The sequence below is a fragment of the Bacillus sp. LL01 genome (assembly GCF_001037965.1).
This window is the reverse complement of the sequence record NZ_LFEL01000005.1, coordinates 50037-74658: the sequence shown is the minus strand read 5'-3', so window position 1 is coordinate 74658 and position 24622 is coordinate 50037. Positions and strand designations below refer to the sequence as shown.

General features: G+C 43.1%; 20 protein-coding genes and 2 riboswitches. Of the genes, 12 read left to right on the top strand and 8 right to left on the bottom strand.

Annotation, left to right across the window (positions count from 1 at the left end; translation table 11 throughout):
- Positions 1-6: 6 nt before the first annotated feature.
- The 3 genes from AB685_RS15395 to AB685_RS15385 all read left to right on the top strand — a co-directional run bounded on the left by AB685_RS15395 (position 7) and on the right by AB685_RS15385 (position 3116).
- Positions 7-1815, top strand: a complete 1809-nt coding sequence (locus AB685_RS15395) for a M3 family oligoendopeptidase (RefSeq protein WP_047971492.1) — start codon at positions 7-9, stop codon at positions 1813-1815.
- Between the two features lie 14 nt (positions 1816-1829).
- Positions 1830-2345 (top strand): GNAT family N-acetyltransferase, encoded by a 516-nt coding sequence (locus AB685_RS15390; RefSeq protein WP_047971491.1) that lies wholly within the window; start codon positions 1830-1832, stop codon positions 2343-2345.
- 345 nt (positions 2346-2690) lie between these two features.
- Positions 2691-3116 carry a hypothetical protein gene (locus tag AB685_RS15385; protein ID WP_047971490.1) on the top strand — a complete coding sequence of 142 codons (426 nt, stop codon included), beginning with the start codon at positions 2691-2693 and terminating at the stop codon, positions 3114-3116.
- A 102-nt stretch (positions 3117-3218) separates the two neighbouring features.
- On the opposite strand, the gene AB685_RS15380 is transcribed toward AB685_RS15385, so the two are convergent.
- The 4 genes from AB685_RS15380 to AB685_RS15365 are packed head-to-tail and all read right to left on the bottom strand — an operon-like array spanning position 3219 to position 6954.
- Positions 3219-4427: a M20 family metallopeptidase gene (locus tag AB685_RS15380; protein ID WP_047971489.1), complete on the bottom strand. Its 1209-nt coding sequence runs from the start codon at positions 4425-4427 to the stop codon at positions 3219-3221.
- Positions 4428-4439: 12 nt separating this feature from the next.
- Entirely contained in the window at positions 4440-5267 is an 828-nt protein-coding gene (locus AB685_RS15375) for a MetQ/NlpA family ABC transporter substrate-binding protein (RefSeq protein WP_047971488.1), read from the bottom strand.
- A gap of 15 nt (positions 5268-5282) precedes the next feature.
- Positions 5283-5933 carry a methionine ABC transporter permease gene (locus AB685_RS15370; protein ID WP_047971487.1) on the bottom strand — a complete coding sequence of 217 codons (651 nt, stop codon included), beginning with the start codon at positions 5931-5933 and terminating at the stop codon, positions 5283-5285.
- The gene (locus AB685_RS15365; protein WP_047971486.1) at positions 5923-6954 is read right to left on the bottom strand and encodes a methionine ABC transporter ATP-binding protein; all 1032 of its coding nucleotides are present in this window, start codon (positions 6952-6954) and stop codon (positions 5923-5925) included. The genes AB685_RS15370 and AB685_RS15365 overlap by 11 nt, the downstream gene beginning before the upstream one ends.
- Before the next feature lie 255 nt (positions 6955-7209).
- A riboswitch (SAM riboswitch) is annotated at positions 7210-7315 on the bottom strand.
- 94 nt (positions 7316-7409) lie between these two features.
- A riboswitch (SAM riboswitch) is annotated at positions 7410-7518 on the bottom strand.
- Positions 7519-7849: 331 nt separating this feature from the next.
- Here AB685_RS15365 and AB685_RS15355 point away from each other — a divergent pair.
- The 4 genes from AB685_RS15355 (at position 7850) to AB685_RS15340 (ending at position 12063) form a co-directional block, all read left to right on the top strand.
- Positions 7850-9313 carry an SEC-C domain-containing protein gene (locus AB685_RS15355; RefSeq protein ID WP_047971484.1) on the top strand — a complete coding sequence of 488 codons (1464 nt, stop codon included), beginning with the start codon at positions 7850-7852 and terminating at the stop codon, positions 9311-9313.
- 72 nt (positions 9314-9385) lie between these two features.
- Positions 9386-10600, top strand: coding sequence for an MFS transporter (locus tag AB685_RS15350; RefSeq protein ID WP_047971483.1), 1215 nt, complete (start codon positions 9386-9388; stop codon positions 10598-10600).
- Positions 10601-10656: 56 nt separating this feature from the next.
- Positions 10657-11016, top strand: coding sequence for a DUF6508 domain-containing protein (locus AB685_RS15345; protein ID WP_047971482.1), 360 nt, complete (start codon positions 10657-10659; stop codon positions 11014-11016).
- Positions 11017-11193: 177 nt separating this feature from the next.
- Positions 11194-12063: a proline iminopeptidase-family hydrolase gene (locus tag AB685_RS15340; protein WP_047971481.1), complete on the top strand. Its 870-nt coding sequence runs from the start codon at positions 11194-11196 to the stop codon at positions 12061-12063.
- 408 nt (positions 12064-12471) lie between these two features.
- On the opposite strand, the gene AB685_RS15330 is transcribed toward AB685_RS15340, so the two are convergent.
- Complete coding sequence (locus AB685_RS15330) at positions 12472-13488, bottom strand: DUF3231 family protein (protein WP_047971479.1); 1017 nt, start codon at positions 13486-13488, stop codon at positions 12472-12474.
- Between the two features lie 254 nt (positions 13489-13742).
- Here AB685_RS15330 and AB685_RS15325 point away from each other — a divergent pair, with 254 nt between their 5' ends.
- From AB685_RS15325 to AB685_RS15315, 3 genes are all read left to right on the top strand, one after another.
- Positions 13743-14573, top strand: a complete 831-nt coding sequence (locus AB685_RS15325; protein ID WP_047971478.1) for a transcription antiterminator — start codon at positions 13743-13745, stop codon at positions 14571-14573.
- 347 nt (positions 14574-14920) lie between these two features.
- Positions 14921-16966, top strand: coding sequence for a glucose-specific PTS transporter subunit IIBC (gene ptsG / locus AB685_RS15320; RefSeq protein WP_047971477.1), 2046 nt, complete (start codon positions 14921-14923; stop codon positions 16964-16966).
- Between the two features lie 529 nt (positions 16967-17495).
- Positions 17496-19400: a bifunctional 2',3'-cyclic-nucleotide 2'-phosphodiesterase/3'-nucleotidase gene (locus AB685_RS15315; RefSeq protein WP_047971739.1), complete on the top strand. Its 1905-nt coding sequence runs from the start codon at positions 17496-17498 to the stop codon at positions 19398-19400.
- A gap of 38 nt (positions 19401-19438) precedes the next feature.
- Here AB685_RS15315 and AB685_RS15310 read toward each other — a convergent pair whose 3' ends face one another.
- On the bottom strand, positions 19439-19843 hold the full coding sequence (locus AB685_RS15310) for a sporulation protein (RefSeq protein ID WP_047971476.1): 405 nt from the start codon (positions 19841-19843) through the stop codon (positions 19439-19441).
- A gap of 359 nt (positions 19844-20202) precedes the next feature.
- Positions 20203-21633 carry a hypothetical protein gene (locus AB685_RS15300; RefSeq protein ID WP_047971474.1) on the bottom strand — a complete coding sequence of 477 codons (1431 nt, stop codon included), beginning with the start codon at positions 21631-21633 and terminating at the stop codon, positions 20203-20205.
- Between the two features lie 193 nt (positions 21634-21826).
- On the opposite strand from AB685_RS15300, the gene AB685_RS15295 reads away from it, so the two are divergent.
- Positions 21827-23329, top strand: a complete 1503-nt coding sequence (locus AB685_RS15295) for an amidase family protein (RefSeq protein WP_047971473.1) — start codon at positions 21827-21829, stop codon at positions 23327-23329.
- A 70-nt stretch (positions 23330-23399) separates the two neighbouring features.
- Here AB685_RS15295 and AB685_RS15290 read toward each other — a convergent pair whose 3' ends face one another.
- Entirely contained in the window at positions 23400-24011 is a 612-nt protein-coding gene (locus tag AB685_RS15290) for a vWA domain-containing protein (protein WP_047971472.1), read from the bottom strand.
- 85 nt (positions 24012-24096) lie between these two features.
- Between AB685_RS15290 and AB685_RS15285 the strand changes: the two genes are divergently transcribed.
- Positions 24097-24603, top strand: coding sequence for a hypothetical protein (locus AB685_RS15285; RefSeq protein WP_047971471.1), 507 nt, complete (start codon positions 24097-24099; stop codon positions 24601-24603).
- The last annotated feature ends 19 nt before the right edge of the window (positions 24604-24622 follow it).

Sequence of the window (24622 nt, the reverse complement as noted above, 5' to 3'; positions counted from 1 at the left end):
GACATGATGAATCAGACTAAGTATCAAGAAGTATGGGACTTAGATAGCCTGTTTATGGGTGGGAGCGAATCACTCACATTCATGGAACACATGAAGCAATTAGAAGATAAAATGAACAAGTTGGAAAAGGTAACTTTTCATACACCACAGGCAATCGAAGAGTCACATGAAATTGCATCTTTGTTGGAGTTCATTGGAAACATCCGTATAGACATATCTCAAGCAACTTCCTTTATAGCATGTCTTCTAGCACAGAACTCCAAAGACCAGCATGCACATAAATTGAGGGGAAAAGCTTCTGCTATACAAACTCGTTTTGATGCCGCTTTACAGAATGTCAAAACTAAAATAGCCGATACGGAATGCGATTTGTGGGAAAAGCTGCTTGATACGAAAGAATTGAAAGAGTACACATTTATCTTAACTGAGTGGAGAAATCATTCAAATACAAAGCTTTCAGATGAAGCGGAAACTATCATTTCTCATTTATCAACTGATGGATATCATGCATGGGGCCAGTTCTATCAATCTTTCATTAGTAATATCAAAGTGAAAGTTGAAGTAGAAGGGATTCAAAAGGAACTTTCAGTAGGCCAAGCTATTAATCTACGCTCCCATCATGATGAAGCAGTGAGAAAAGAAGCTCACACTGCTTTGGAAACTAAATGGGTTGAAACGGAAGAGCACTTTGCAAAAATACTCAATCATATAGCAGGCTTTCGTCTGCAAGTCTATCAGAAACGCGGTTTGGAAAATGGACTAGAAGAACCTTTGATAAAAAATAGGATGAAAGCAGAGACCATTGCGGCTATGTGGTCATCCATCAATAAGGCCAAAGCGCCCTTCATCAACTACCTTAACCAAAAAGCCAGTTTACAAGGTAGTCACCAAATGAAGTCGTATAACTTTTGGGCTCCAGTAACAGATAGTTTCCAGGAGATAAAATATGAGTATGCTGTGGAATTTATAATTGAACACTTTGGAAGCTTTGGATCTGAACTTGAGCTTTTATCTAAGCGTGCATTTGATGAAGCTTGGGTTGAAGTGGAAAATCGCGGTAATAAATCTCCAGTAGCCTTTTGTGCAGGTTTTCCGTTGTCAGGTGAATCGAGAATATGTATGAACTTTGGTGGTACTATGACAAATGTTTTAACCCTTGCTCATGAACTCGGTCATGCCTATCACAACCATGCAATGGTGTCTGTTAAAGGGTTGAATAAACAATATCCGATGAGCATGGCAGAAACTGCTTCCACATTTTGTGAAATGATAGTATTGGATGCTGCCATGGAAAAGGCAAAATCAGATGAGGAGAAACTAACCTTACTTGATGAGAAGCTGAAACGCAGTGTCATGAACTTTATGAATATCCATTCCAGGTTCATTTTCGAAAAAAGATTTTATGAAGAGAGAAAACATGGGATTGTACCATCTTCACGCCTTAGCCAAATCATGAAGGAAGCAATTAGTGAGGGATATTGCGATTCCATGGATCATGCCTCCATCCATTCCTGGATATGGACACCACATTTTTATAACACTAAAGAGCCCTTCTATAACTTTCCTTATACTTTTGGTTATTTGTTTGCCTTGAGTATTTATGCAAAGGCGAAAAAATCAGGAATAGAATTTGAACGGGATTATATAAAACTGTTGCGAGATTCAGGCAGTATGTCAGTAGAAGAGCTTGTGATGAAGCATGTAGGTGAAGACATTACTTCGGAAGGTTTCTGGAATAAGGGAATAGATTTATGCGTAAAAGATGCGAAAGAATTCAACAGGTTGACTGCTAAGAGAACTAGCATAACCGACTAAAGGAGAGAGAAACGTTGGAGATAAGACTATTGAAACCAAATGATGCAGAGAATTATAGAACAATAAGGCTGGAGGCACTGAAAAACAATCCGGAAGCATTCAGTTCGAGTTATGAAGAGGAAAAAGAATACCTTTTGGAAAGCTTTGAAAACAGACTTAGTTTTCAACATGTTTTTACATTTGGGGCATTTGAAAAGATGCTATTAGTCGGTACCGTTACATTGATATGTGAAACGAAAATGAAAATCAAGCATAGAGCCAATATTGTCGCGATGTATGTGTGTGCGGGGCTTCGGGAATCAGGTATAGGGAGAGCTTTGATGGAAGAGGCGATAGGTAAGGCCAGAGAATTAGTGGAAATAGAACAGCTTCATCTAACCGTTATGGCAACCAATGAACCTGCAAAAAAATTGTATAAATCCTTAGGGTTTACGACGTATGGTGTAGACAAAAAAGGATTAAAAATAGGCGATACATACTTTGATGAGGAATTGATGGTGTTGGGACTTTCATCCTCAAAAGAAAATTAGTTTTAGGTTGCGTTTTGGGGAGAGAAAAAGGGATTAACACACGCACGGCTCACCTTTTAGAAAAAGTCATCATGGAAGGGAAGACGCATACTTTCAGCAAGATTCTCTATCCCGATTATGAGGTTCCTTGGATAAAGCCGTTAAGTGTTGATGAAAGAGAGAGAGAGTCTGGAACTACATGGAGGAGAATAGATACTCCATTCGTGAGGAGGATTACGGGCTACTCCAAAAGTTAGAGATGAGTTTTTTGTTGATATTCAAAGTAAATTTATTGATAAACAATAAAAATACTGGTATTATACTGTTGATTAATGTAAATGAGAGGGAGTTAAGAGGTATGCAAATATGAAAGATATACTACTGATTTCCGTTGTTTTCATGTTGTTACTATCAGGATGTAACAGGTATGCAAGGGCTGATATCCCTGCTGAAGGTACATTTCATCTGGCTCTTATTAATAACACAGATATAGACGTTTATGGATATGAGGTAAGCTATTTCCAAGATGGTACATTGAGAGGAGGCAGTGGTGGAGGGCAATATGCAGACAATTCAAAGATAAAAAAGGGTGATACGTTCACTTTGGACTTTAACCATGTCAATTTTCTTCCGAACAAAGAGGTGACCTTTGAAATCACCGTATATACAGGTAAACATCAAATGGAGAAGGTGACACTAAAATCGCCTGTAATCACTATGATATCTTCCTTGGAAAGTACATACTATCTTAATCTTACAGGGAATAGTGTCGGGAATTTGGCAGTGAATTAAAGGAGGGATTGTATTGATCTGATAGATTGAATTGGATAAATTGAGACTTAAAAAAAGAAATGAACAGTTAAGTACCTTACTGAACATTTCTTATTTTTAGTATTATAATTTTTTCTTTGCCAACTCAAAGTCCTTTCTTACTTTCACCAAAACCTCCGTATCTGTTAAAAGCCTCAACCCGGTCAAAGCCAATGCTTCCGCCCCAACGATAAGCGCGTGGTCACCTTGTGGGGAGCGGGCTGCCTCTTTGAACTCCTCCGTATGGCCGACCAATGTTTCCGGCCCTATTTTAATATAAGGATGGATGGTCGGAACAACCTGGCTGACGTTGCCGACATCGGTCGAGCCGATTCCTGCTTTGCCTTCCAATACGACCACTTCCCCGAGCGATTCCACAATCTCTTTATATACTGCATCAAGACTCTCATTCAGCACAATATTGTCCACTTCATTCTGGAATGCTATGACATTGACTTTGGCTCCAGTTGTAAGTGCAGCCCCTTCTGCGATAGCTTTCACTTTGCGTGTTACTTCATTCAATCTTTCCCTAGTCGCAGCTCTGATGTAGAAGCGTGCTTTTGCATATTCCGGCACGATGTTAGGTGCATCGCCGCCATGAGTGATGATGCCATGGATGCGGACATCATCTGTTACGTGCTGGCGCAAAGCATTGATGCCATTGAACAGTTGGATGACCCCATCAAGTGCGTTGATTCCTTCATATGGCGAGGCCGCTGCATGCGCGGGTTTTCCGATAAACTCGAAATCCAATGGGTCAACGGCTAATGTCGGTCCGGTAAGCCTTGTTGCATTGCCGGGATGGACCATCAAGGCTGCATCGAGGTGCTGCACGAGTCCGTGTTTGACGAAGCTGCCTTTTGCACTGCCGTTCGGTCCGCCTTCTTCAGCAGGAGTACCGAACACGGTAACTTCGCCGCCTGTTTCTTCAAGTACTTTACTAAGTGCAACGGCCGCGGCTACACTTGTTGTACCGATGATATTGTGTCCGCACGCATGCCCGATGCCAGGAAGAGCATCGTATTCTGCTAGATAACCGATGGATGGCCCTGGCTTCCCGGACTTTTTGGTTGCGATGAAGCCGGTTTCGTGCCCTGCGACATTCGTTTCTACCGCAAATCCTTCCTCTTTTAAAATGGAGGTGAGAAGGGAGGAAGCGAAGTATTCTTCGTTTCCTATCTCTGGTTTCTCGTGAATCTGATGGCTTGTGGAAAGATAGAGTGCCTGCTTTTGTTTGATATCCTCTTTGATGATGATTGCTTTTTCATCGACTTTATTAATTGTTAACGTCATGTCAATCACTCCTTATTCTTCATTAGTTTCCACACCGATTTCACTTAATGGAACAAACGTCGGGATGGTGCTGCCTTTGTATTCTTTTTCAATGAATTCTTTCACATCGTCCTCTTGATATAACTCTGCAATTTTTTGAAGATCCTCACGATCTTTGTCCTCTGTGCGAACCGCGATGATGTTGATGTATGGTGTAGCAGTATCATTTTCATGCAAAATGGAATCCTCTGTCGGGTTCAACCCTGCGTCCACTGCGATTCCATTATTGATGATGGAAGCTGCCACGTCAGGTAATACTCGAGGTGTCTGACCTGCTACGACTGGTACGATTTCCAGGTTCTTCGGGTTCTCCACAATTTTGTCCAACGAGCCGTTTCCGTCGAAGTCGTCCGGAAGTTTAATCAATCCAGCTTCTTGAAGGAGAAGGAACGCTCTCCCCATGTTGGTCGCTTCGTTTGGTACGGCAATCTTACTGCCTTCTGGGATATCCTCCACATTTTCATACTTCTCGGAGTAAAGCCCCATTGGTGCAATTACGGTTGTTGCGATGGGTGATAAGTCCAGGTCATGCTCTTTAATAAATGCATTAAAGTAAGAGATGGTCTGGAACGCATTGGCATCGAGTTCTTTTTGAGCTAATGCAAGATTTGGTTGTACATAATCGGAGAAGGTGACAATCTCAATTTCCAATCCTTCTTTTTCTGCTTTCTTGGCAACAAAGTCCCAGATTCTGTTGTCTGTGCCGCTAACTCCGATTTTGATTGTTTCGTTGTCTTTTGAGCATCCAACTGCAGTTAGTAATAGTACGGTTAAAATGGCAAGGCCGAGTAATTTTTTCATGATGTATATCTCTCCTTATCGTCTTCTAATTTTTTTTGATAAAATGTTTCCTGAACTCTGAATGACCTGCACCATGACAACCAACATGGCAACAGTGATGAACATCGTCACTTCATCAAATTGCTGGTAACCATATGTAATTGCGAGATCACCAAGGCCTCCGCCTCCAACAGCCCCAGCCATTGCAGATGCCCCAATCAGTCCGATGGTTGCGATGGTGATGGCAAGTACCAGGGAGCTTAATGCTTCAGGTAGCAGGAAACGGAATATAATCTGTTTTGGTGTAGCCCCCATTGCCTCTGCGGCTTCTAGAACCCCGGGTTCCACTTCCAACAAAGAATTCTCTACTAATCTTGCAAAATATGGTGCCGCATAACAGATTAGAGGCACGGTAGCGGCTGCAGTCCCAATGGAAGTTCCCACTATTAATCTGGTGAGCGGGATGATGGCAACCAATAATATGATGAAGGGTATCGAACGCAAAACGTTGATGACCGGATTTAAAAAATTGAATAAAACCGTGTTTTCCAGAATGTGTCCCTTTCTTGTTACAACCAACAGCACACCAAGCGGTAAGCCGATGAGGATGGAGAATAGAAGGGAAAAGCTGACCATGGATAAGGTTTCAAGTAATGCATCAATGATCTGATCGGAACTAACTCGCATGTGCATTCACCTCTTTCACTAATACTTTTTCTTGCTGGATATAAAATAAAGCTCGTTTGATTTCGGAAGGCTCTCCTTTTAATTCGACAATCAGATTGCCAAAAGGTACCCCTTGAAGTTCCGTAATGTTTCCAAAAAGAACATTCACATCAACATGGAACTTTTTCGCGACCTGGGACAGGAACGGCTGACCTGCTGATGCACCCACAAAATTGATTCGGTAGATGCCTTGATGATCATCCTTCTGACTGACGAGCTCCCGGATGGATGCCGGCAGTTTATCATTCAGCACCGAGCTGACAAAGTTCCGTGCGGTTGAGGTTTTCGGATTGGAAAATAGATCGAAAACCGAACCATGTTCAATGATTTTCCCTTTTTCAATGACGGCCACCTTATCACAGATGTCCCGGATGACTGACATCTCATGGGTGATCATGAGGATGGTGATTTTGTATTCCAGGTTTATTTTTTTCAAAAGTTGAAGAATGGAGCTCGTTGTTTGCGGATCAAGTGCAGACGTCGCTTCGTCACAAAGTAGAACGGAAGGGCGTGTGGCTAAGGCTCTAGCAATTCCAACCCGCTGTTTCTGACCGCCGGACAATTGATCCGGGTAATTTTCCTTCTTATCGCTTAGTCCTACAAAATCCAGAAGTTCCTCCACTCTTGCTTGTATGTGCGCCTTCTTTACATTGCTGATAAGTAGGGGCATTGCCACGTTCTCATAGACGGTTTTGGAGTTCAGCAGATTGAAATGTTGGAAGACCATGCCGATTTTTCGTTTGGCTTCTCTCAACTTGTGGGCTGGGAGTTTTGAGAGGTCTGCTCCACCAACTAGAACCTTACCGGATGAAGGTCTTTCCAGCAGGTTCACACATCTTAGGAGGGAACTCTTTCCCGCACCGCTGAATCCGATAACTCCGTAAATTTCGCCTTCTTCAATGCTCAAGTCGATGCCATCGAGTGCATGTACTTCCTGCTCACCACTTTTGTAGACCTTTTTAACGTTTTTGAATGTGATCATGATGTTTCCTCCCTATTTATGTAAATGAGAAAATGCAATGGTTTCTAGCTGTTGATTGGAGCAAAAAGCGTAGACTCCAGCGGGAGAGTAGCGACAATCTTGAGACCCCGCAGGGCAAGGCCCGAGGAGGCTCAAGGTCGCCCCGCGGAAAGCGAAGCATTTTGCGGAAAGCAACACGGGCGTATAAGAGAGCCCAAAATAAAAATACCCTTTTCTTGAAAAGACAAGAAAAGGGCATCGGTATGTAGATGCTCTCTCTTATCTTTCAAGCTACTGCTTGATGGAATTGGCACAGTGCTTTGATTAAAAGCCTGTTGCCGAGGTTTCAAAGGGCCAGTCCCTCCACCTCTCTGGATAAGAAAAAAGATTTATTCAATTGGAAAACTCGGGTTTGGAATACAAAAAACCTCTTCTTAACAGGTAAGAAGAGGTTAGCGTCGTCCATGCTTATGCTCTTCTTATCTTTTCAAGCTTGGTTGCTTGAAGGAGTTGGCACAGTGCTTTACATGGAAGCCTGTTGCCGAGGTTTCAAAGGGCCGTTCCCTCCACCTCTCTGGATAAGAAAATAAGTTTGTTTGTTGAATGATGCTAAGTTTATAACGGTTCTGAAAGGATGTCAACGGTTTTTTTTGGAGTATGAAAAAATTTTCCGGAAGATCTTGAGGCTTAGTGAGCTTGTCTTCAAGGGAGGATAGTTGATAACTCAGCCTATAAAACGTTTTCATATTTGGCGTGTTTTTAATCTCTGAATTATCATATTTTCACCTTTCCTTTTTGTGGGAAGGTAATGAAACTTAAAAGGCTATGTGAGAGTGCCTTCTTTTATTCCCCCTTTGCGTCCTATCCGGTTCTATTTTAAAATGGAACTAGTCAATCAAAGGAGAGTTGTTTCACTATGGGGATCAGCCGGAATCAATTCTGTCACTGTGGCAGCGGCAAAAAATATAAAAAGTGCTGTATGATGAGGTATGAAGATAAACTGCAGGAGAAGCTTTTTTATGAGCGGAAGCATGTGCTTACTACGATGGTGATAGATTTTGTGATGCGGGATTTGGACCGTCAAGATATGGAAGATCTACATGCCGGTTTTGAAAAAAAGATAGGACATTTTGTAAGCGAAAGAGATAAATCGATGATGTTTCCATTTTTTGCATTATTTATGCACCGGTTTGAAAAGAGTCTTCGCGGAGTTGAATGGTTTTATAAGGTAAAAGGTAACCAGCTGGAAACAGAATTAAAGACGATTGCAAAAATATGGACGAGTCTGAGATTTCGCCTAGTTCATGCACTTGAAAGTAAGGGTGATATCATCATATTTGAAGATTTAATAACAAAAGAAAAGTATCCCCTAGCGAATATTCCCGAGAACGTACCGGGTAATTTAGGATTGCAGATTGGGACTGTCGGGCTGTTGGAGTTGCATAATGGTAAGTATTACTTCAATGGAGTAAGGGTTTTTACAGAGCCAAACGGAGTAAATCGTGCTAAAAACAAAGTAGAATCACTTATGGTGGAATCAGAAATGACTTACGAGGAAGTGATGATGAAATATACGCCCGAAGTGTTGGAGGCTTTATTGGCTAAAGATAATCCAACTCAATTTCAAGAGAAGGATATTCCTGATTTAGAGGCCCTCGGGCTGGAGCATCTTCCGGTATATGCCAGGGATTTTCTTGCTTTTTACCAGGAAAAAACTGCAGGTAAAAAGGGGAATACAGTCCGGAAGTACCGGGAAAGCCTGCAAGACCTCAATGAAGTATTAAAAAGAAATCAAATTGTAGATTTAAAGGATGTAGATGAGAGGTTCTGGAAAAAACTTTTGGCAAAAGAATATTTTGATATGTTTGAGAGTATGTCAAAAACTCAAATCACTGATTTTATAAGCACCTTGAAATCCTTCACTCAGTGGATGAAACGAAACAGGAACCATGCACTGTGGCCGGGCTTAGGAGATTATTTGAAAGAGGAAGAAAGTCAGTTTATCCATGCAGTGCAATTACCAAATTCGTTCTACTTTTATGCTGACAGGGCTGTTGGTGTGAAATTTCGGGAACTTGGCAAATTGTTAACTGGCAAAATGGCAATAGATAGCCAAACGGTAGAAGGTCTGTTTGAGATAGTAAAACTAAATAAGCAGAGTTTCCGTCTGATGAGATTGAGACCTGTCTCTCTAAAAGAGAGTAAACGTAATCCAAAGGTCGAGGGATACACCATTACCGGAGCAGACTTGGATATGGATTATGTGGAAACTGGCCTTATCTTTTATGGGAAAATTTCAAAAGGGCGCATCAACATGTGGGAATTGCTTCAAATAGAAAGGGCCTACCCAAAAAGTGCCAAGTCTTTTGTAGTCGAATGAGGAATACGACCGGTTCAGATTACAGAGGGTAGAACCTATTAAACTATAATATATCCATAATCAGGAGCATTCATGAAAAATCAATTAATTTCTTCCCATAATATCAAAATCATGTTCTGGGTCCGCTTCTTCGGAACCATCAATTTCATTGCGCCGGTGCTGACTTTGTTCTACTACGCACGGGGACTGGAACCCTCCCATATTCTTCTCCTGCAGATATTCTGGAGCGGGGCGGTTCTACTGGGAGAGGTGCCGGGAGGAGTGGTAGCGGACAGGTTTGGTGCAAAAGCTTCCTTTCTGATAGGAGTTATCCTTAAAATCATGAGTTTAACCTTGTTGGTCTTCGCTCATGATCCATGGATGTTTTTCCTGTTCAGTGGATTAAACGGCTTTGCAGTGACCTTTTTCTCGGGTGCAGATGAAGCGCTTATCTATGAGTCTTTGAAAGAGGACAATGAGCATCATCGGATGGACCGGGCGATGGGCAAAATTCAATCGGCAGGATTCGTGTCGATGATTCTTGCTGTTATTTTTGGCGCGTATCTGGCAAGCGACCTTCAGGAGGAGCAATTTGTCTTTTTGATTGTTTTGGGAATGGTATTTCATCTAGTTGAGCTGATACTTATCTTCTTTTTAAAAAGTCCAAAGAGCAGTGGCTCCTATCGGGATAATCCATTTACCCAGGTGGCTTCGGGTATCAAAGTAATCCGAAAGGCGCCTACTCTTCTCTTGTTGTTTGTTAATTTTACACTCGTGTTCATAGCAGCTGATTCTGTCTATGAAGCTTTCAATCAGCCGATTTTCACCAATGCAGGCCTGCCGGTTGTGATGATCGGGGTCTTGTATGCACTGGCGGCAGTTGGGGGATTTGTTGCCTCCCAGTCGGTTGGATGGTTAACAGGCATTTTTTCCAGAAAGCTATTAATGGGTGTCACAGGTGGTTTGGCAGCCTTGGGATTATTCCTATCTGCTTTATTTGGCGAATCACTCTGGCTGGTCATCGGCGCCTTTTTCGTCCTGAGAATTGGTCAGGCGATACGAGGTCCAATCTACTCCCAGTTAAAAAACGATTTGATTCCATCCAATATTCGTGCCACAACTCTTTCCCTGATATCGGTGCTTGATTCTGCTTTCGACCTGTTCATTTTTGGCCTTTTGTCTATAGTCGCGGTTAAAGGCGTGAGCGGAATCCTGCTGGCAAGTAGTTTCATAGCTTTAATCGGGACACTTACGCCGTTGCAGAGGAAGGTAAAGGAAAGGGTAGAGAATGGGAATAGAACAGCCTAGCCTGGGCAAAGCGCCCCATCCTATTATATTGCATTAAATGGTCAAGGAGTTGATGGATGAATATGGATAATCTATTTAGCTATAATTCGTACTTTGAAAAGGACAACATAGAATTTTACAAATGGGAGAAGCCTAAGGAGGGGTTCATGGCTTTTCCAGAATATGATTGTAAGTTTTTAGACTTCATTGATGAAGTGTACACTTCGGGTTTGTTAATAGGAGATTATGTAAATTGTTTAGAAGGGCTATCGGACGAGTATATATCTGTTATTCCAGCTGCTTCTCTTGATGAATTACAAGCAATCCTGACGTATTATGTCCGAGGGGAAAGGTTTTGTGATGGGTTTTGGGCCACCGCGATAGATGAAAAGATTTTTTTGAAACTCCTAAAACGACTGAGAGAGGTAAGAGAATGATAGATTTTAATCTCAAACCTACAATTGCAGGCCATAAAAAATGTTTTGCGTCCTTTCAAAGTGGAGGAACTTTATATTGAAGAAAAAACAAGTGCAATTGCTGTCGGAGAATTACGGATACAGATTTGAAGCAGTTAACGTAGTAAAAAGTATGTAAGAATAGAAGGGGAGATTTAGATGTCCATAACAGAGGGTTTTATAGAAGTGACAGGTGGGAACGTGTGGTATAAGAAACATGATTCGAACACAGATAAAGCACCGGTGGTTGTATTACATGGCGGACCGGGCTCTTCGCATTATTCCTTGCAGGGCCTACGGATTCTGGCAGACGACCGTCCGGTTATTTTCTACGATCAATTGGGGTGTGGAGGATCTGACCGGCCAACTGACACCACATTATGGAACTTAGACCGCTTTGTGGAGGAACTAGGGCAAATTAAAGAGGCACTTTCTTTAAATGAATTCCACATTCTTGGCCACTCATGGGGCACTACTTTAGCTGCGGCCTATTACTTATCTAAACCGGAAGGCGTGAAGAGCATCATCTTTTCAAGCCCTTGCTTGAGTGCACCGTTGTGGACAGAGGACCAGGAAAGAAACCGGAAACAGTTACCTCTAGATGTGCAGCAGACATTAAGAGAATGTGAAGAAAAGGGCAGAACTGACTCGAAGGAATATAAGGACGCAACAAAGGTGTTCAATAAGCATTTTGTATGTAGACTTGATCCGTTTCCGGAGTTCCTGAAAAAAGGGGCAGACTATAAAAATCCGGAAGTGTACAATATCATGTGGGGACCATCCGAATTCCATGTGACTGGAAATTTAATAGATTTTGACTGTACCGCAGAATTAAAGGATATCCAAATCCCTACACTTTACACATGTGGACGGTACGATGAGGCAACTCCTGAGTCAACAGAGTACTTCAGTTCTTTACCTCCTGATGGGAAGTTTCATGTATTCGAACAGAGTGCACATATGCCTTACCTGGAAGAGCCGGAGGAGTATGTAAAAGTGATCGGGGATTTTTTGCAGTCTGCAGATTGAGAAAAAGTATAGAACATAAAAGGACGCATTCCGTTTAGATGGAATGCGTCCTTTTATTAAATCTCTGTTAAACGCCGTTGTGGATTTCCGCAAAAGGCTTCGCTTTCCGCGGGGCGACCTTGAGCCTTTTCGGGCTTTGCTCTTCATAAAGATTGCCAATAGCTATTTCACCATCAGACAGGGGATGAAAGAAATAGATCAATGGAAGGGCCATAGATTTGTACCATATTCTTTGGATTCTAATAAAATGAGATTCTTTAAGACATACTTAGGAATAGACAATTTTTTGAGAAAAGAGCCTAGAAATATAATAATTCAGTGGAGGTGAAGGTGACCTGCGATGTTTCGTAGCCTGTTCAAATCCATAGGCGATCTGGACTTTGCTACCACCCTTGAAATCTGCAATATTCAGCCATCCTTATCTAAAGCCAACTTTCTGCGATCCTTTGTACCAGGTGGCTGCTCCAGCCAATGGTGCTTTAACATAATCTCAGCTCCACTCTTGGCATATTGAGCAATTTCTAAAGATAGCCGTTCATAATTGATGGCAAGATCACTTCGTTGGCTTGCTGCAGCTGCTGTAGCATAATTGCCTGTTCCAGCGGCACTTAGTAACGACATATGAAACATCATCAACTTATCGGAAAAGGTTCTGGTGACAGAATTACTCACACTAACATCTGGTAGCCGAGGAGTCGGGATATTATTATCTAGTAGTATTTTAGTGAAAATCTCTATATGTTTGTTTGATATATCATTACCGCGCAACATATATTCCTGTACTTCCTTTAATGTAGAGGTTTGGGCGAAGCTGAGCGTGAGCTGGATACCAATTGAATTAGTCATTACATTCATATAAAGATGAGATAATTCAATTGCATTTAAAGGTCGCTTAGTTGTGAAAGGATTCAAACCACTGAGATAATCTTTTCCATCAATATATTTTGCTTCTTTGGGAACCTCTATACAAGGATGTCTTGCAAGCATACCTTTGGAAAGTGCAGTTTGATTACTGAGGTTAAACAGCTTTGTTGTTTCTGCTAACCCTTTTGTGTAATAACTGGAAATATCACTTCGTGAACTCATGGCCAGAGAACCGCTATATGCGACAAGTCCGGTCCTGGCCATATGATTTACATAAGTTAAGCAAAAAATATCAGAAAAAAGCCACGGTGCCTTCATATTTACATCCTTTTCCGAAAATCCATATGGTACCGAAAACTCCTCCCGTTCTAATAAGTCATGTAGATATTCCAAATGACTAGATGCTAATTCATAAGCGTACTGAACCACGGGTCTAATTTCCGTATCCTGAATGTATTTAATCATAAATCCCAAAATACATTTAGCCATGCTATCATTCATAAAGGATGCCCATAGTGAAGCGATTTCTGCGGATGTTAAGCGGATGGATTTCTCATTCATGCATTTTACCCCCAAAAGTGTAAAGTAGATGTTTATTCCTTTATTTTTCTTCAATGATGAAAGGATTATTCTTTTAAGATTACATTCTATAAAATAATAAATAAAAAATGCCTCAGGAATTGAGTGTTTTTTACATTTTATCTTCTAATCCTGCCGAAAGATAAATACGCCCTTAAATTTGCTCGCTTGACTCTGCACGCATCGTAGCGTACTTTTATATATATTGCAGTTATAGATGCACCGGAGGAATTGCCATGCGTGTAAAGAAAGTCTTGAATAATAATGTGTTGATTGCTGCGCACCCCGAGTACAATGAAGTCATCCTGACAGGGAAAGGAATCGGTTTCGGCAAGCGTACCGGCGAAGATATATCCGAAGAGAGCGCCGAGAAGTTCTTTGTACTGCGTGATCAGGAGGAGCAGCAACAATACAAGCAGTTACTTAATTATATAGAAGAGTCGTTCATCGGTTTGATGAATGAATGTATAGAACGGATTGAAAAGCGTTTTGAAGTCCGGCTTAATGAGCATATCCATGTCGGATTAACGGACCATCTTTATTTTGCAGTGAAAAGAATCCAGCAGGGGATGGATATTAAAAATCCGTTTCTCACTGAGACGGAGTTGGCATATCCCAAGGAATATTCGGTGGCACTGGAGCTTGTCGAGTGGCTGAATGAGCAGTTGGATATCTCCGTTCCTGTTGGAGAAGTAGGCTTCATCACCTTGCATATCCATAGCGCGTTGACCAACCGCGATTTGGCCGAGGTAAACAAGCATACGCAGCTGATTAGCAGGATGGTTGATGTGATTGAGGAGTCCCTAAAGATTTCTGTTGATCAGGGAGATGTGAACTATCTTAGATTGATCCGCCATTTTCATGCTTCGATTGAAAGGGTGCAAAAAGACGAGAACCGTCCCGAAAATCAGGAAACGCTCGCAAAAGTGTTGCAAGCCGAATATCCTGTATGCTACAATCTAGCTTGGAAATTGATAAAAATTATGCAGCAGAACTTACACAAGCCAGTTCCAGATGCAGAGGCGGTTTACCTGACTCTACATTTGCAAAGGCTTGCAAAACAATAAATATCCCAAGCACTTTTTTCACGTGTTACTGGTTATGCAGGCATGAGCGGAAGAAAGCGTAAACGAAGAAATACGGTAGAAATCCATCTACCTTTCCTTCGTGTACCTTTTCTTTTGACTCATGCCTTTTTGTTGTTTTGTGAACGAATTTCCCCTGTAGATTGCAGTGCAGGGTGTGAGACTCCGGCGGGAGGTAGCGGTAGACTTGAGACCCCGCAGCGAAGCGAGGAGGCTCAAGCACCGCCCCGCGGAAAGCGAACACCCGGAACGAAAATCAACAGGGAGTTAAGAGGAAGTTCTTCGTAAGTTCTACAAACGCATATAAAAATACCTAGGAGGAACAACAAATGTTTAAGAAATCATTTGGCTTACTGCAACGTATCGGGAAAGCCCTCATGCTGCCAGTCGCATTGCTGCCAGCAGCAGGAATCCTGCTTGCATTCGGTAACGCCATGCAAAACCCGAACCTAACAAGCCGTCTCGGCTTTCTCGAGGCAGACTCACTCGTGCTACTGGCTCAAATCATGGAACAGGCCGGAAGTATCGTCTTTTCCAACCTGCCATTACTCTTTGCAATTGGGGTAGCAATCGGACTTGCTGGAGGGGACGGGGTTGCCGGCCTTGCAGCAATGATCGGTTACTTAATTATGAATGTAACGATGAGTGTTATCAGTGGAGTTACAGCAGACCAAGTCGGTTCGGACCCTGCTCTGGCAAATGTGTTGGGAATTCCAACCCTTCAGACCGGGGTTTTCGGTGGTATCATAGCCGGGGTACTCGGAGCTTTCATGTACAATAAATTTTACAATATTGAATTGCCATCATACTTAGGATTCTTTGCCGGAAAGCGTTTCGTTCCGATTGTTACAGCGGCATCCGCACTTGTTCTTGGGGTGGTCATGAACTTCATTTGGCCGTTCGCACAAGAGGGACTGAATACCTTCTCTTATTTTATGACAGAATCAAACCGTACATTGGCAGCATTCATATTCGGTGTCATTGAGCGTGGACTGATTCCATTTGGATTGCACCACATTTTCTATTCACCGTTCTGGTTTGAATTCGGTTCTTACACGAACGCGGCAGGGGAGATCGTACGTGGTGACCAGCGTATTTTCATGGAGCAGGTGAAAGACGGTGCAGAGCTAACTGCAGGTACGTTCATGACGGGTAAATTCCCATTCATGATGTTCGGTCTTCCGGCAGCTGCGCTAGCAATCTATCACTGTGCTCGTCCTGAAAACAAGAAATATGTTGCTGGAATCATGGGTTCAGCGGCATTGACGTCATTTTTGACAGGTATTACAGAACCGCTTGAGTTCAGTTTCTTATTCGTAGCACCAGTATTGTTTGCCATCCATGCCGTGTTTGCAGGACTATCCTTCATGGTCATGCATATTTTAGATGTTAAAATTGGAATGACCTTCTCCGGTGGTGTTATTGACTACATTTTATTTGGTATCCTTCCAAATGCGACTGCATGGTGGTTAGTAATTCCTGTTGGTCTAGTATTCTCAGTTATCTACTACTTTGGATTCCGATTTGCGATTAAGAAGTTCAACCTGATGACACCAGGTCGTGAGGAGAAATCTGAGGAAGCTCAATCTGGTTCTGGTTCCGTTGATGAACTGCCATTCGGAGTATTGGAAGCACTTGGTGGAAGAGAAAACCTTACAAACCTAGACGCATGTATCACTCGTCTTCGTGTAAGTGTTAAAGATGTTGAGCAAGTGGATAAAGAGCGCTTGAAAAAATTAGGTGCAGCGGGCGTTATGCAAATCGACCGCAATATCCAAGCAATTTTCGGACCACGTTCTGAAACAATTAAAGGACAGATTCAGGATATTTTGAGTGGGAAAACGCCAGTTAAGCAAGAGGTGGCGGCAAGCTCTGATAGCGCTGCTAAGGATGCTAGCGCTATAGCTGCTTCACCTTCAGCAAAGTTTGACGTAGTAATGCCGATGACAGGTAAACTTCTACCAATTTCTGAAGTTCCTGATAAGATTTTCTCACAAAAAATGATGGGAGACGGCTTTGCCATCGAACCGACTGACGGCAAGGTGGTATCTCCTGTTGCTGGGAAGATTGTGAATCTGTTCCCGACAAAGCATGCAATCGGCATCGAAACGGCTGAAGGCCGCGAAGTGCTTGTGCATGTCGGAATCGACACGGTTAACTTAAAAGGTAAAGGTTTTGAAAGTTTAGTAGAACAAGGCGATACAGTCGAGCAAGGACAAGCGTTACTGAACGTAGACCTTCGCATTGTGTCAGAAGAAGCGACATCCATCATTACACCAATCATCTTTACGAACTTGGCTGCTGGAGAAGCGGTTGAGATCAAGGATGGCACTGTTAGAGTTGGAGAGAAGGGTCGCGTGGAGATTCGAAAGTAGTATGGAGTTGAAGAACCGTTTGGCGTGTCAGTGCGCTGGGCGGTTTTTTTCTATGTCTGGAAGTGGTGTCGGGGTGAAAACTAGTTAGCCCCCTAACTCATTTGGACACCTACTTTATATAGGATGGGGTTGGTAGGTATGGGGAAAAACTCTGTTTAAAGCTATTTCCCACAGGCCTACACTTTACGCAGTGCACTTACGGAGATACATAAACAATGCCTGCTTCTTCTAGATGTGAGACAGGCATTTTCTATTTAACTTATATGTATTCGCTTTCATTTATGTTTTTGTAAGGGTTGTCTTACAATATAAGTATAATTACCCGAAAACTAGGGGGAATACCTTGTTGTTTTTTGTCAAATTCAGTCCTTTCAGATTATTTCTAAACTAGCAATACTCTCTATAATTAGAAGAGTATGACTATTTCACAAAAAAGAAGGGACTGTTTACCTTGAAGAGAGGCTTCCAACAACTAGGAAAAAAGGTTTTGGCTGTAACAATGGCACTTTCATTGCTTGCCACACCATCCATGTTCAACTCAGCTGAGGCTGCACCTAAGGGACCAAAAGCAGGAAAGCATGATGTCGAATTGAGAGTGATGGGAACGACGGATATCCACACACACTTACATAATTATGATTACTATAAGGATGCAGAAACCGACGAATTCGGTCTAGCAAAAACGGCTACTTTAATCAAACAGGCACGTGAAGAGTCAGTAAACAGCCTGTTATTTGATAACGGAGATCTTATTCAAGGAAATCCGCTTGGCGATTACAAAGCGAAGGTAGATGTATTGCAGCCTGGAGAAGTTCATCCTGTTTTCCAAGCTATGGAACTACTTGACTATGATGCGGCTACGCTAGGAAATCACGAATTCAACTATGGTTTGGATTTCTTGGAGGAAGTGTTGGACGACGCTCCATTTCCATATGTAAGTGCTAATGTATTCAAGGATGATGGCAAGAAAAATAACAAACATTATATCCAACCATATCAGATTATCAAGAAAAAGGTAAAAGACAAAAAAGGGAAAAATCAAGTATTGCGTGTCGGTGTGACCGGTGTTGTTACTCCACAAATCACTCAATGGGATAAAGCCCATCTAGAAGGGGAAGTTGTGACGAAGGACATCGTCAAGTCTGTAGAAGCAGTCATCCCTAAAATGAAAAAAGAAGGAGCTGATATCATCATCGTTCTTGCCCACTCCGGTATTGGGGATGCTGAGTATGCGGAAATGGAAGAGAACGCAACATATGATTTGACGCATGTGGAAGGAATTGATGCGATCATTACAGGTCATAATCATTTGAACTTCCCGGGCGGCTTTATGGATCTGCCTGGCGTGGACGCTGAAAAAGGTACCATCAATGGTGTTCCGATCGTGATGCCTGGCAACTGGGGGAACAACCTAGGGATTATGGACCTGACTCTCTCAAAAGTGAAAGGTGACTGGAAAGTGAAAGACTCCCACTCTCACTTAATGCCAATCTATTCAAAAGAACATGGAAGTCTGGTAGAAGCGGATCAGGATATACTGGATGCGATTAAAGAAGCGCATGAAGGAACGGTCGAATATGTACGTACACCTGTTGGAAGAACGACAGCGGACATACACAGCTACTTTGCATTAGTTCAAGATGATCCTTCCATTCAAATCGTAACAAATGCACAGAAATGGTATATTGAAAAACAACTAGCAGGAACAGTGGATGAGGGGACACCGGTATTATCAGCAGGTGCACCGTTCAAAGCTGGTGGGAGAAACGGTTCCAGTTACTATACGTATATTCCTGAAGGGGAAATTGCCATCAAAAACGTAGCTGATCTGTATTTATATCCGAACACAGTTGCTACTGTAAAAGTGACGGGTGCTGATGTAAAAGAGTGGTTGGAAATGTCTGCGGGTCAATTCAAGCAGATCGATCCAAACAACAGCAGCGAGCAAGCATTAATAGACGGAGATTTCCCGACTTATAACTATGATGTCATTGATGGCGTCACATATGAAATTGATGTAACCGAGCCTGCGAAATATAACAAAGACGGGGTTATCGTGAACGAAGGGGCAAATCGCATTAAGAAGCTGGAGTACAATGGAGAGCCTATCGACCTAGAGCAGGAATTCATCGTCGTCACCAACAACTACCGTGCGAGCGGGAATTTCCCTGGAGTACGCAACAACACAGATGTGGAAATGTATCCAGATGAAAACCGACAGGCAATCATTGACTACATCCTAGAGCAAGGTGAAATCGACCCATCCGCAGACGGTAACTGGACATTTGCGCCAATCAACAATTCCGTCAACATGACATTCGACTCCTCACCTAACGCAGTCGACGCCCTACCGGAAAACGGAACCATCCAATACGAAGGAGCCGCTTTAAACGGCTTCGGTAAATACAAACTAACAATACCAACAGTAGAATAAGTTATATAAATGAAAAGGCCTGCCTCCACAAAAAGGAGTCAGGCCTTCATTGATTCCAAAGCGAGAACCACAATCTCATCATGATCAATTCTTTTTACATCATCCTGAAAGATAAGCCTTGTATTTAAGCGGTAGCCTATATATTCTGTGGAAGGATCGATATCTTTAGGTAGCTGATAGCAAAAAGGATATTCCTCCTTGTCGTTTGCGTCCATGCTTTTGGACATGAGGATGGTGGTAACAGCGTCTACCGTTTCAATCGTATCTCCTTGGAATTCCTTCACCAAATCGCACTCCAACCTTTTAATGTGCTGCTTCGCCCATCCGCCTTCCACATGAAAGGCACCTGTCACTTTGTCACCAGGCTTTAATTCATTGTTATCTAATACAAGATCCACATGAGGAGATCCGATATTTAAGTAGTTCATCATTTTTTTTAGCATATATCATGAACCTCCGAAAAGAGTGTTTTGAATTTTGTATATTATAAGATACGGACAGACGGTATAAAAGGTTTCAAAAAGACAAAGAAAAAGGCCCCGATTCACAATCGGAGGCCACTGAAAAAGTATATTATTTTTATGATCTAGTTTATACCGCTGTTGATTTCCACAAAAGGCTGCGCTTTCCGCGGGGCGACCTTGAGCCTCCTCGGGCTGCGCCCTGCGGGGTCTCAAGATTGTCGCTACCTCCCCGCAGGAGTCTTCGCCTTTTGCTCCAATCAACAGCTAGAAATCATTAGGACGATAAGTTATTGGGTACTTCAGTTGCCTCCACAATTGAATGAAGGCCATACATGATTCTAGAACAACCACAGTCCCAATAATGTTGCCACAATCAACCCTATTATGACCGGTACAAAACTCCGCCGCACAAGCTCCATCACAGGAACCTTAGCAAAACCGGCAACCGCCACAAGTGAGGACCAGGCAATTAACGTACCGCCACCTACCCAAATTGACCCCATCTGTCCAATGGCGGCAAGTGTTGCAACTTCCACTCCAACACTATTTCCAAGTGCACCTGAAAGTGCCCCCACAAGAGGAAGTCCCGAGAAGCCAGAGCCATCTAAACCTGTAATCATGCCGATTAACAGTATTCCAAAACCGGCAATAAACGAGCTTTCCGGAATATAGGCCTGCCCGGCAAGGATGAGGTCGAACAGGAAAGAAGGAGTCTCCTCAGCAGGTGTGCCAAAGATTTTTGCCGCAAGCTCCCCACTGCCTATAAAGAAGAACCCTGCAATGGGAATAACCGGTCCCATCGCCTTAAAGGCAAACAAGAAGCCTTTGACGATATTGTCACTGACGTTTTGAAGAGAGGAGCGGGCATTGCGGAAAAAGGAGGCGGCAATCAATAGAATGAGAGAGGCCCCTCCTATAAGCGCTGCACCAGATCCACCTTCTAGTGAAGGAAGAACATCTGAGATTTTAGCTAGAATCATATAAATGATGATGGCCAGAAAGGTTCCGGGAACAAGGATGGCGAAGAGAAAACTGTACTTGCTCCTTTCCACATTACCCATGTCTTTCGTTTCAGAAGATGCCACTGTCTGACTATCGGAGTTATTCCAACTAGCTAAATGATCATTGGAAGGACGGGAAATGAGCTTGCGTATGGACAAATAAGCAAGAGTGATTGCCACTATGCCAGTAATAATGGATAAAATAAACCCACGGTCCGCTACCGTTCCTATATCCACTGCAGCAGCGGTCCCAGTCAAAGAAGGAGCAATCTGAATGATATAGTCTGACGATAAGGCCATCCCCTGACCGGCAAGGGATATGGCGATAGCCGCCCCAATTGGTGGAAGGCCTGCTCTGATCGCAACCGGAATGAGAAGTGCCCCAACCAGCGGCACAGCTGGAGTCGGCCAGAAAAATAGGGAAATTGCATAGGTGACAAACACAAGGACCCAAAAGGAGATATGGCCATTTTTCATGACCCTCTGAAACGGTGTAATCATTTGTTCATCTGTACCGAGCGACTTTAAGGAATGAAGCAGTGCTGTCATGATGGCGATGATCAGGAAGATATTAAAAAGCTCTCCCGCTGCCACTAGACTGGCATTAAATATGGTTTGTAGTCCAAAGGTGAACGAGCCTCTGAAAATCCACCCCACTAAGAACGTCACCAAGATGGCAGGGACCACCACATTATGCCTGAACAGCATCGTAAAAATAATAATCAACGTACCCACTAAATACATCCAATGCGCAGCAGTCAATTCCATCTATACCAAACTCCCCTCCAAGGCGAACAAGCCCAAGATGTAAAATATGAAGCTATGTACAATAGCCTATGTTATTAGGTGGGCTTTGGTGTAGAGCTCGAAAAATTCTCAGAAAATGTGGAAGAGAGACTGTAAAGAAAGAAGAGGTTTAATCACCTTAAATGCGGAATAGAGTATATAGAGGTGATAAACGTTGAAGAAGCATGAATACAAAAACTATGACGGACTTGGACTGGCTGAATTGGTCCAAAAGAAGGAAGTCAAACCCATTGAGCTGTTGGAAATGGCCGTCAGTGAAATCGAAACACAAAACCCTCAGTTGAATGCGGTAATCCATACGATGTACGAAAAGGCAAGGGTTGCAGCCGTGAATGCTACATCCGGCCAGTTTGCAGGAGTTCCAATCCTTCTGAAAGATATTGGTCAGGAAGTTAAAGGTGAACCCAAAACGCTAGGGTCTAGAGCTTTAGTAAAATATAGAGCAAAGAAGGATTCAGAATATGTAAAACGGCTAAGAAATAGCGGTTTCCTCCCTTTAGGGCATACCAATGTGCCGGAGTTCGGTTTAATGGCAATAACGGAACCAGTTGTCTACGGTCCTGCCAGAAATCCATGGAAGCTGTCGCACACTCCGGGAGGCTCAAGCGGTGGGTCTGCTGCTGCGGTAGCATCAGGAATGGTCCCGATAGCAGGGGCAAATGATGGGGGAGGTTCCATCCGGATTCCAGCTGCCTACTGTGGCTTGTTCGGATTGAAGCCTACAAGGGGAAGGACCCCGGTCGGACCGCAATTTGGCCGCTTTTGGCAGGGGGCAGCGGTGGAGCATGTGTTGACTAAGACGGTACGAGATAGTGCAGCAGTCCTTGATGATTTGAAAGGAAATGAAAAAGGAGCGGCATTTTCCACTCCAATGTATGAAGGGAGTTATTTAGATAAGCTACAACATCCTTTGGAGAAGAAGTTGCGTATTGCTTATTCCACAAGATCACCAATTGGAACGGAAGTCCATCCAGATTGTGTAGAGGCAGTTAGAAAAACTTTGAAGTACCTGGAGTCATCGGGTCATACTGTAGAAGAGGTGGAAGCGCCGGTGGATGGGAAGAAAATTGCCAATAGCTATCTCTCCCTCTACTTTGGAGAAGTAAGTGCCTCGGTATCCATGCTGGAGGAGATACTTGGCAGAAAGGCTACTTTGAACGATGTGGAGCCGGCGACCTGGCTGCTTGCCTTAATCGGAAAATCCATGTCGGCGCAAGAGTTTGTCCTTAGCCTGAGGGAATGGGATATAGCAGCATATGCGATGGAGGATTTCCATGAAACATATGATCTCTATGTCACGCCAACTACCGCCTTTCCACCTCCAAGAATCGGGGACCATAAACTGAAGCCTCTTGAAAGCATAGCTCTCCAAGTCACAGGTAAACTGGGATCCGCGACACTCCTCAAGAAAATGGGGATTGTGGAACAGCTAGTGCAAGAAAGCTTGAAAAGAGTTCCGTTTACACAGCTAGCAAACCTGACTGGTCAGCCTGCCATGTCATTGCCGGTTCATGTGACTCAGGATGGTCTGCCTGTAGGTGTTCAGTTTATGGCTGCTCGCGGGAATGAAGAGATGCTTTTGCAGATGGCAAGACTTGTGGAAGAGTCGGAATTATGGGTTGGAACGGACGCGCTATTTGCAGCAACCTCCAAGTAGTATTATAAAATAGGAGAACCCGTTTCAGGAGTTGCACTGACGGGTTCTTTTTTGTTTATTATCTCATTTTCTATGAGTTTTCTATATTCATATCTTCAACCTGCATTCTTTTCTCTGATACCATTTCACATACGGAATTATACATGACCTCGACCCCTTTATCTGTTGCCTCAAATTGGAAAGCCTGTTCCTCCTGTATCCCCAAGCTTTCCGCTTCCTTAGCCACATCTATGTTCGCTCCCATGAAGATGAACTGCCAGCTGTACCTTTCCTGCTGGTGGCGGATAAGCTCTTTTACTTTCGAGTAGGTGAACTCCATGCTTGAATTTTCCATGCCGTCTGTTGTGATGACAAAGATTACATTACTAGGTCTTGCAGTCTCAGGTGTGGTGGACAATCGGCCCCCTACATCCAGAATGGTTTTTCCCACCGCATCCAATAGGGAGGTGGAGCCCCTTACATAATAGTCCTCTCTCGTTAAGGTGACGCTTTTCGCATTCACACCGTTCCATAAGATTTCCACCTCGTCATCGAACAGGACAGTGGTCACACGTGTTTCCCCATCGTGCTTGCTCTGCCTTTCCAGGAATGAGTTGAAGCCTCCAATTGTATCCCTCTCAAATCCTGACATCGACCCGCTTCTGTCCAATAGAAAAATAATCTCTGTTAAGTTTTTATTCATTTTTATCATCCTCCTTCATGCTATAATAATAGCTAATAATATCCATTATATGGTCGCTTTGAAAGCGACATTTGGAGGTGGGGAAATGCTAGATAAGGAACTATGGCTGGAACTGCAGGAATACGTTTGGCAGCATCAGATTCAAGAGGTTTTGGAGGTTAGGGAATTCATATGCTACAACGAATCTCCAATTCTTGAGGAAAAAAGTGAAGTCTTTGAGCTTGAGGAATTCATTGAAAATAATAGAAGGCCGACGTTGCAGCAGATGTTATTTGAGTATATTGACCGAAAAGGTGTAAAGGATTCGACCATCTATAAAAAGGCTGGCATGGACCGGAAGCACTTCTCTAAAATTCGTTCCAATGCTAATTACCGCCCCAAAAAGACAACGATGGTTTCCTTGGCATTCGCTTTGGAACTTGATAAAGAGGAAACAGAGGACCTGCTGGGTGTAGCGGGCTATTCTTTGTCTGGAAGCGAAACGTACGACCTCGTGGTTCGGTTCTTTTTGGAAAAACGGATACATGACCTTGATAGGGTGAACGAAGCCCTCGATAACTTGAAGTTAAAGACTTTTGGAGGAGTACAATAGAAATGAGACCACAGCTTGC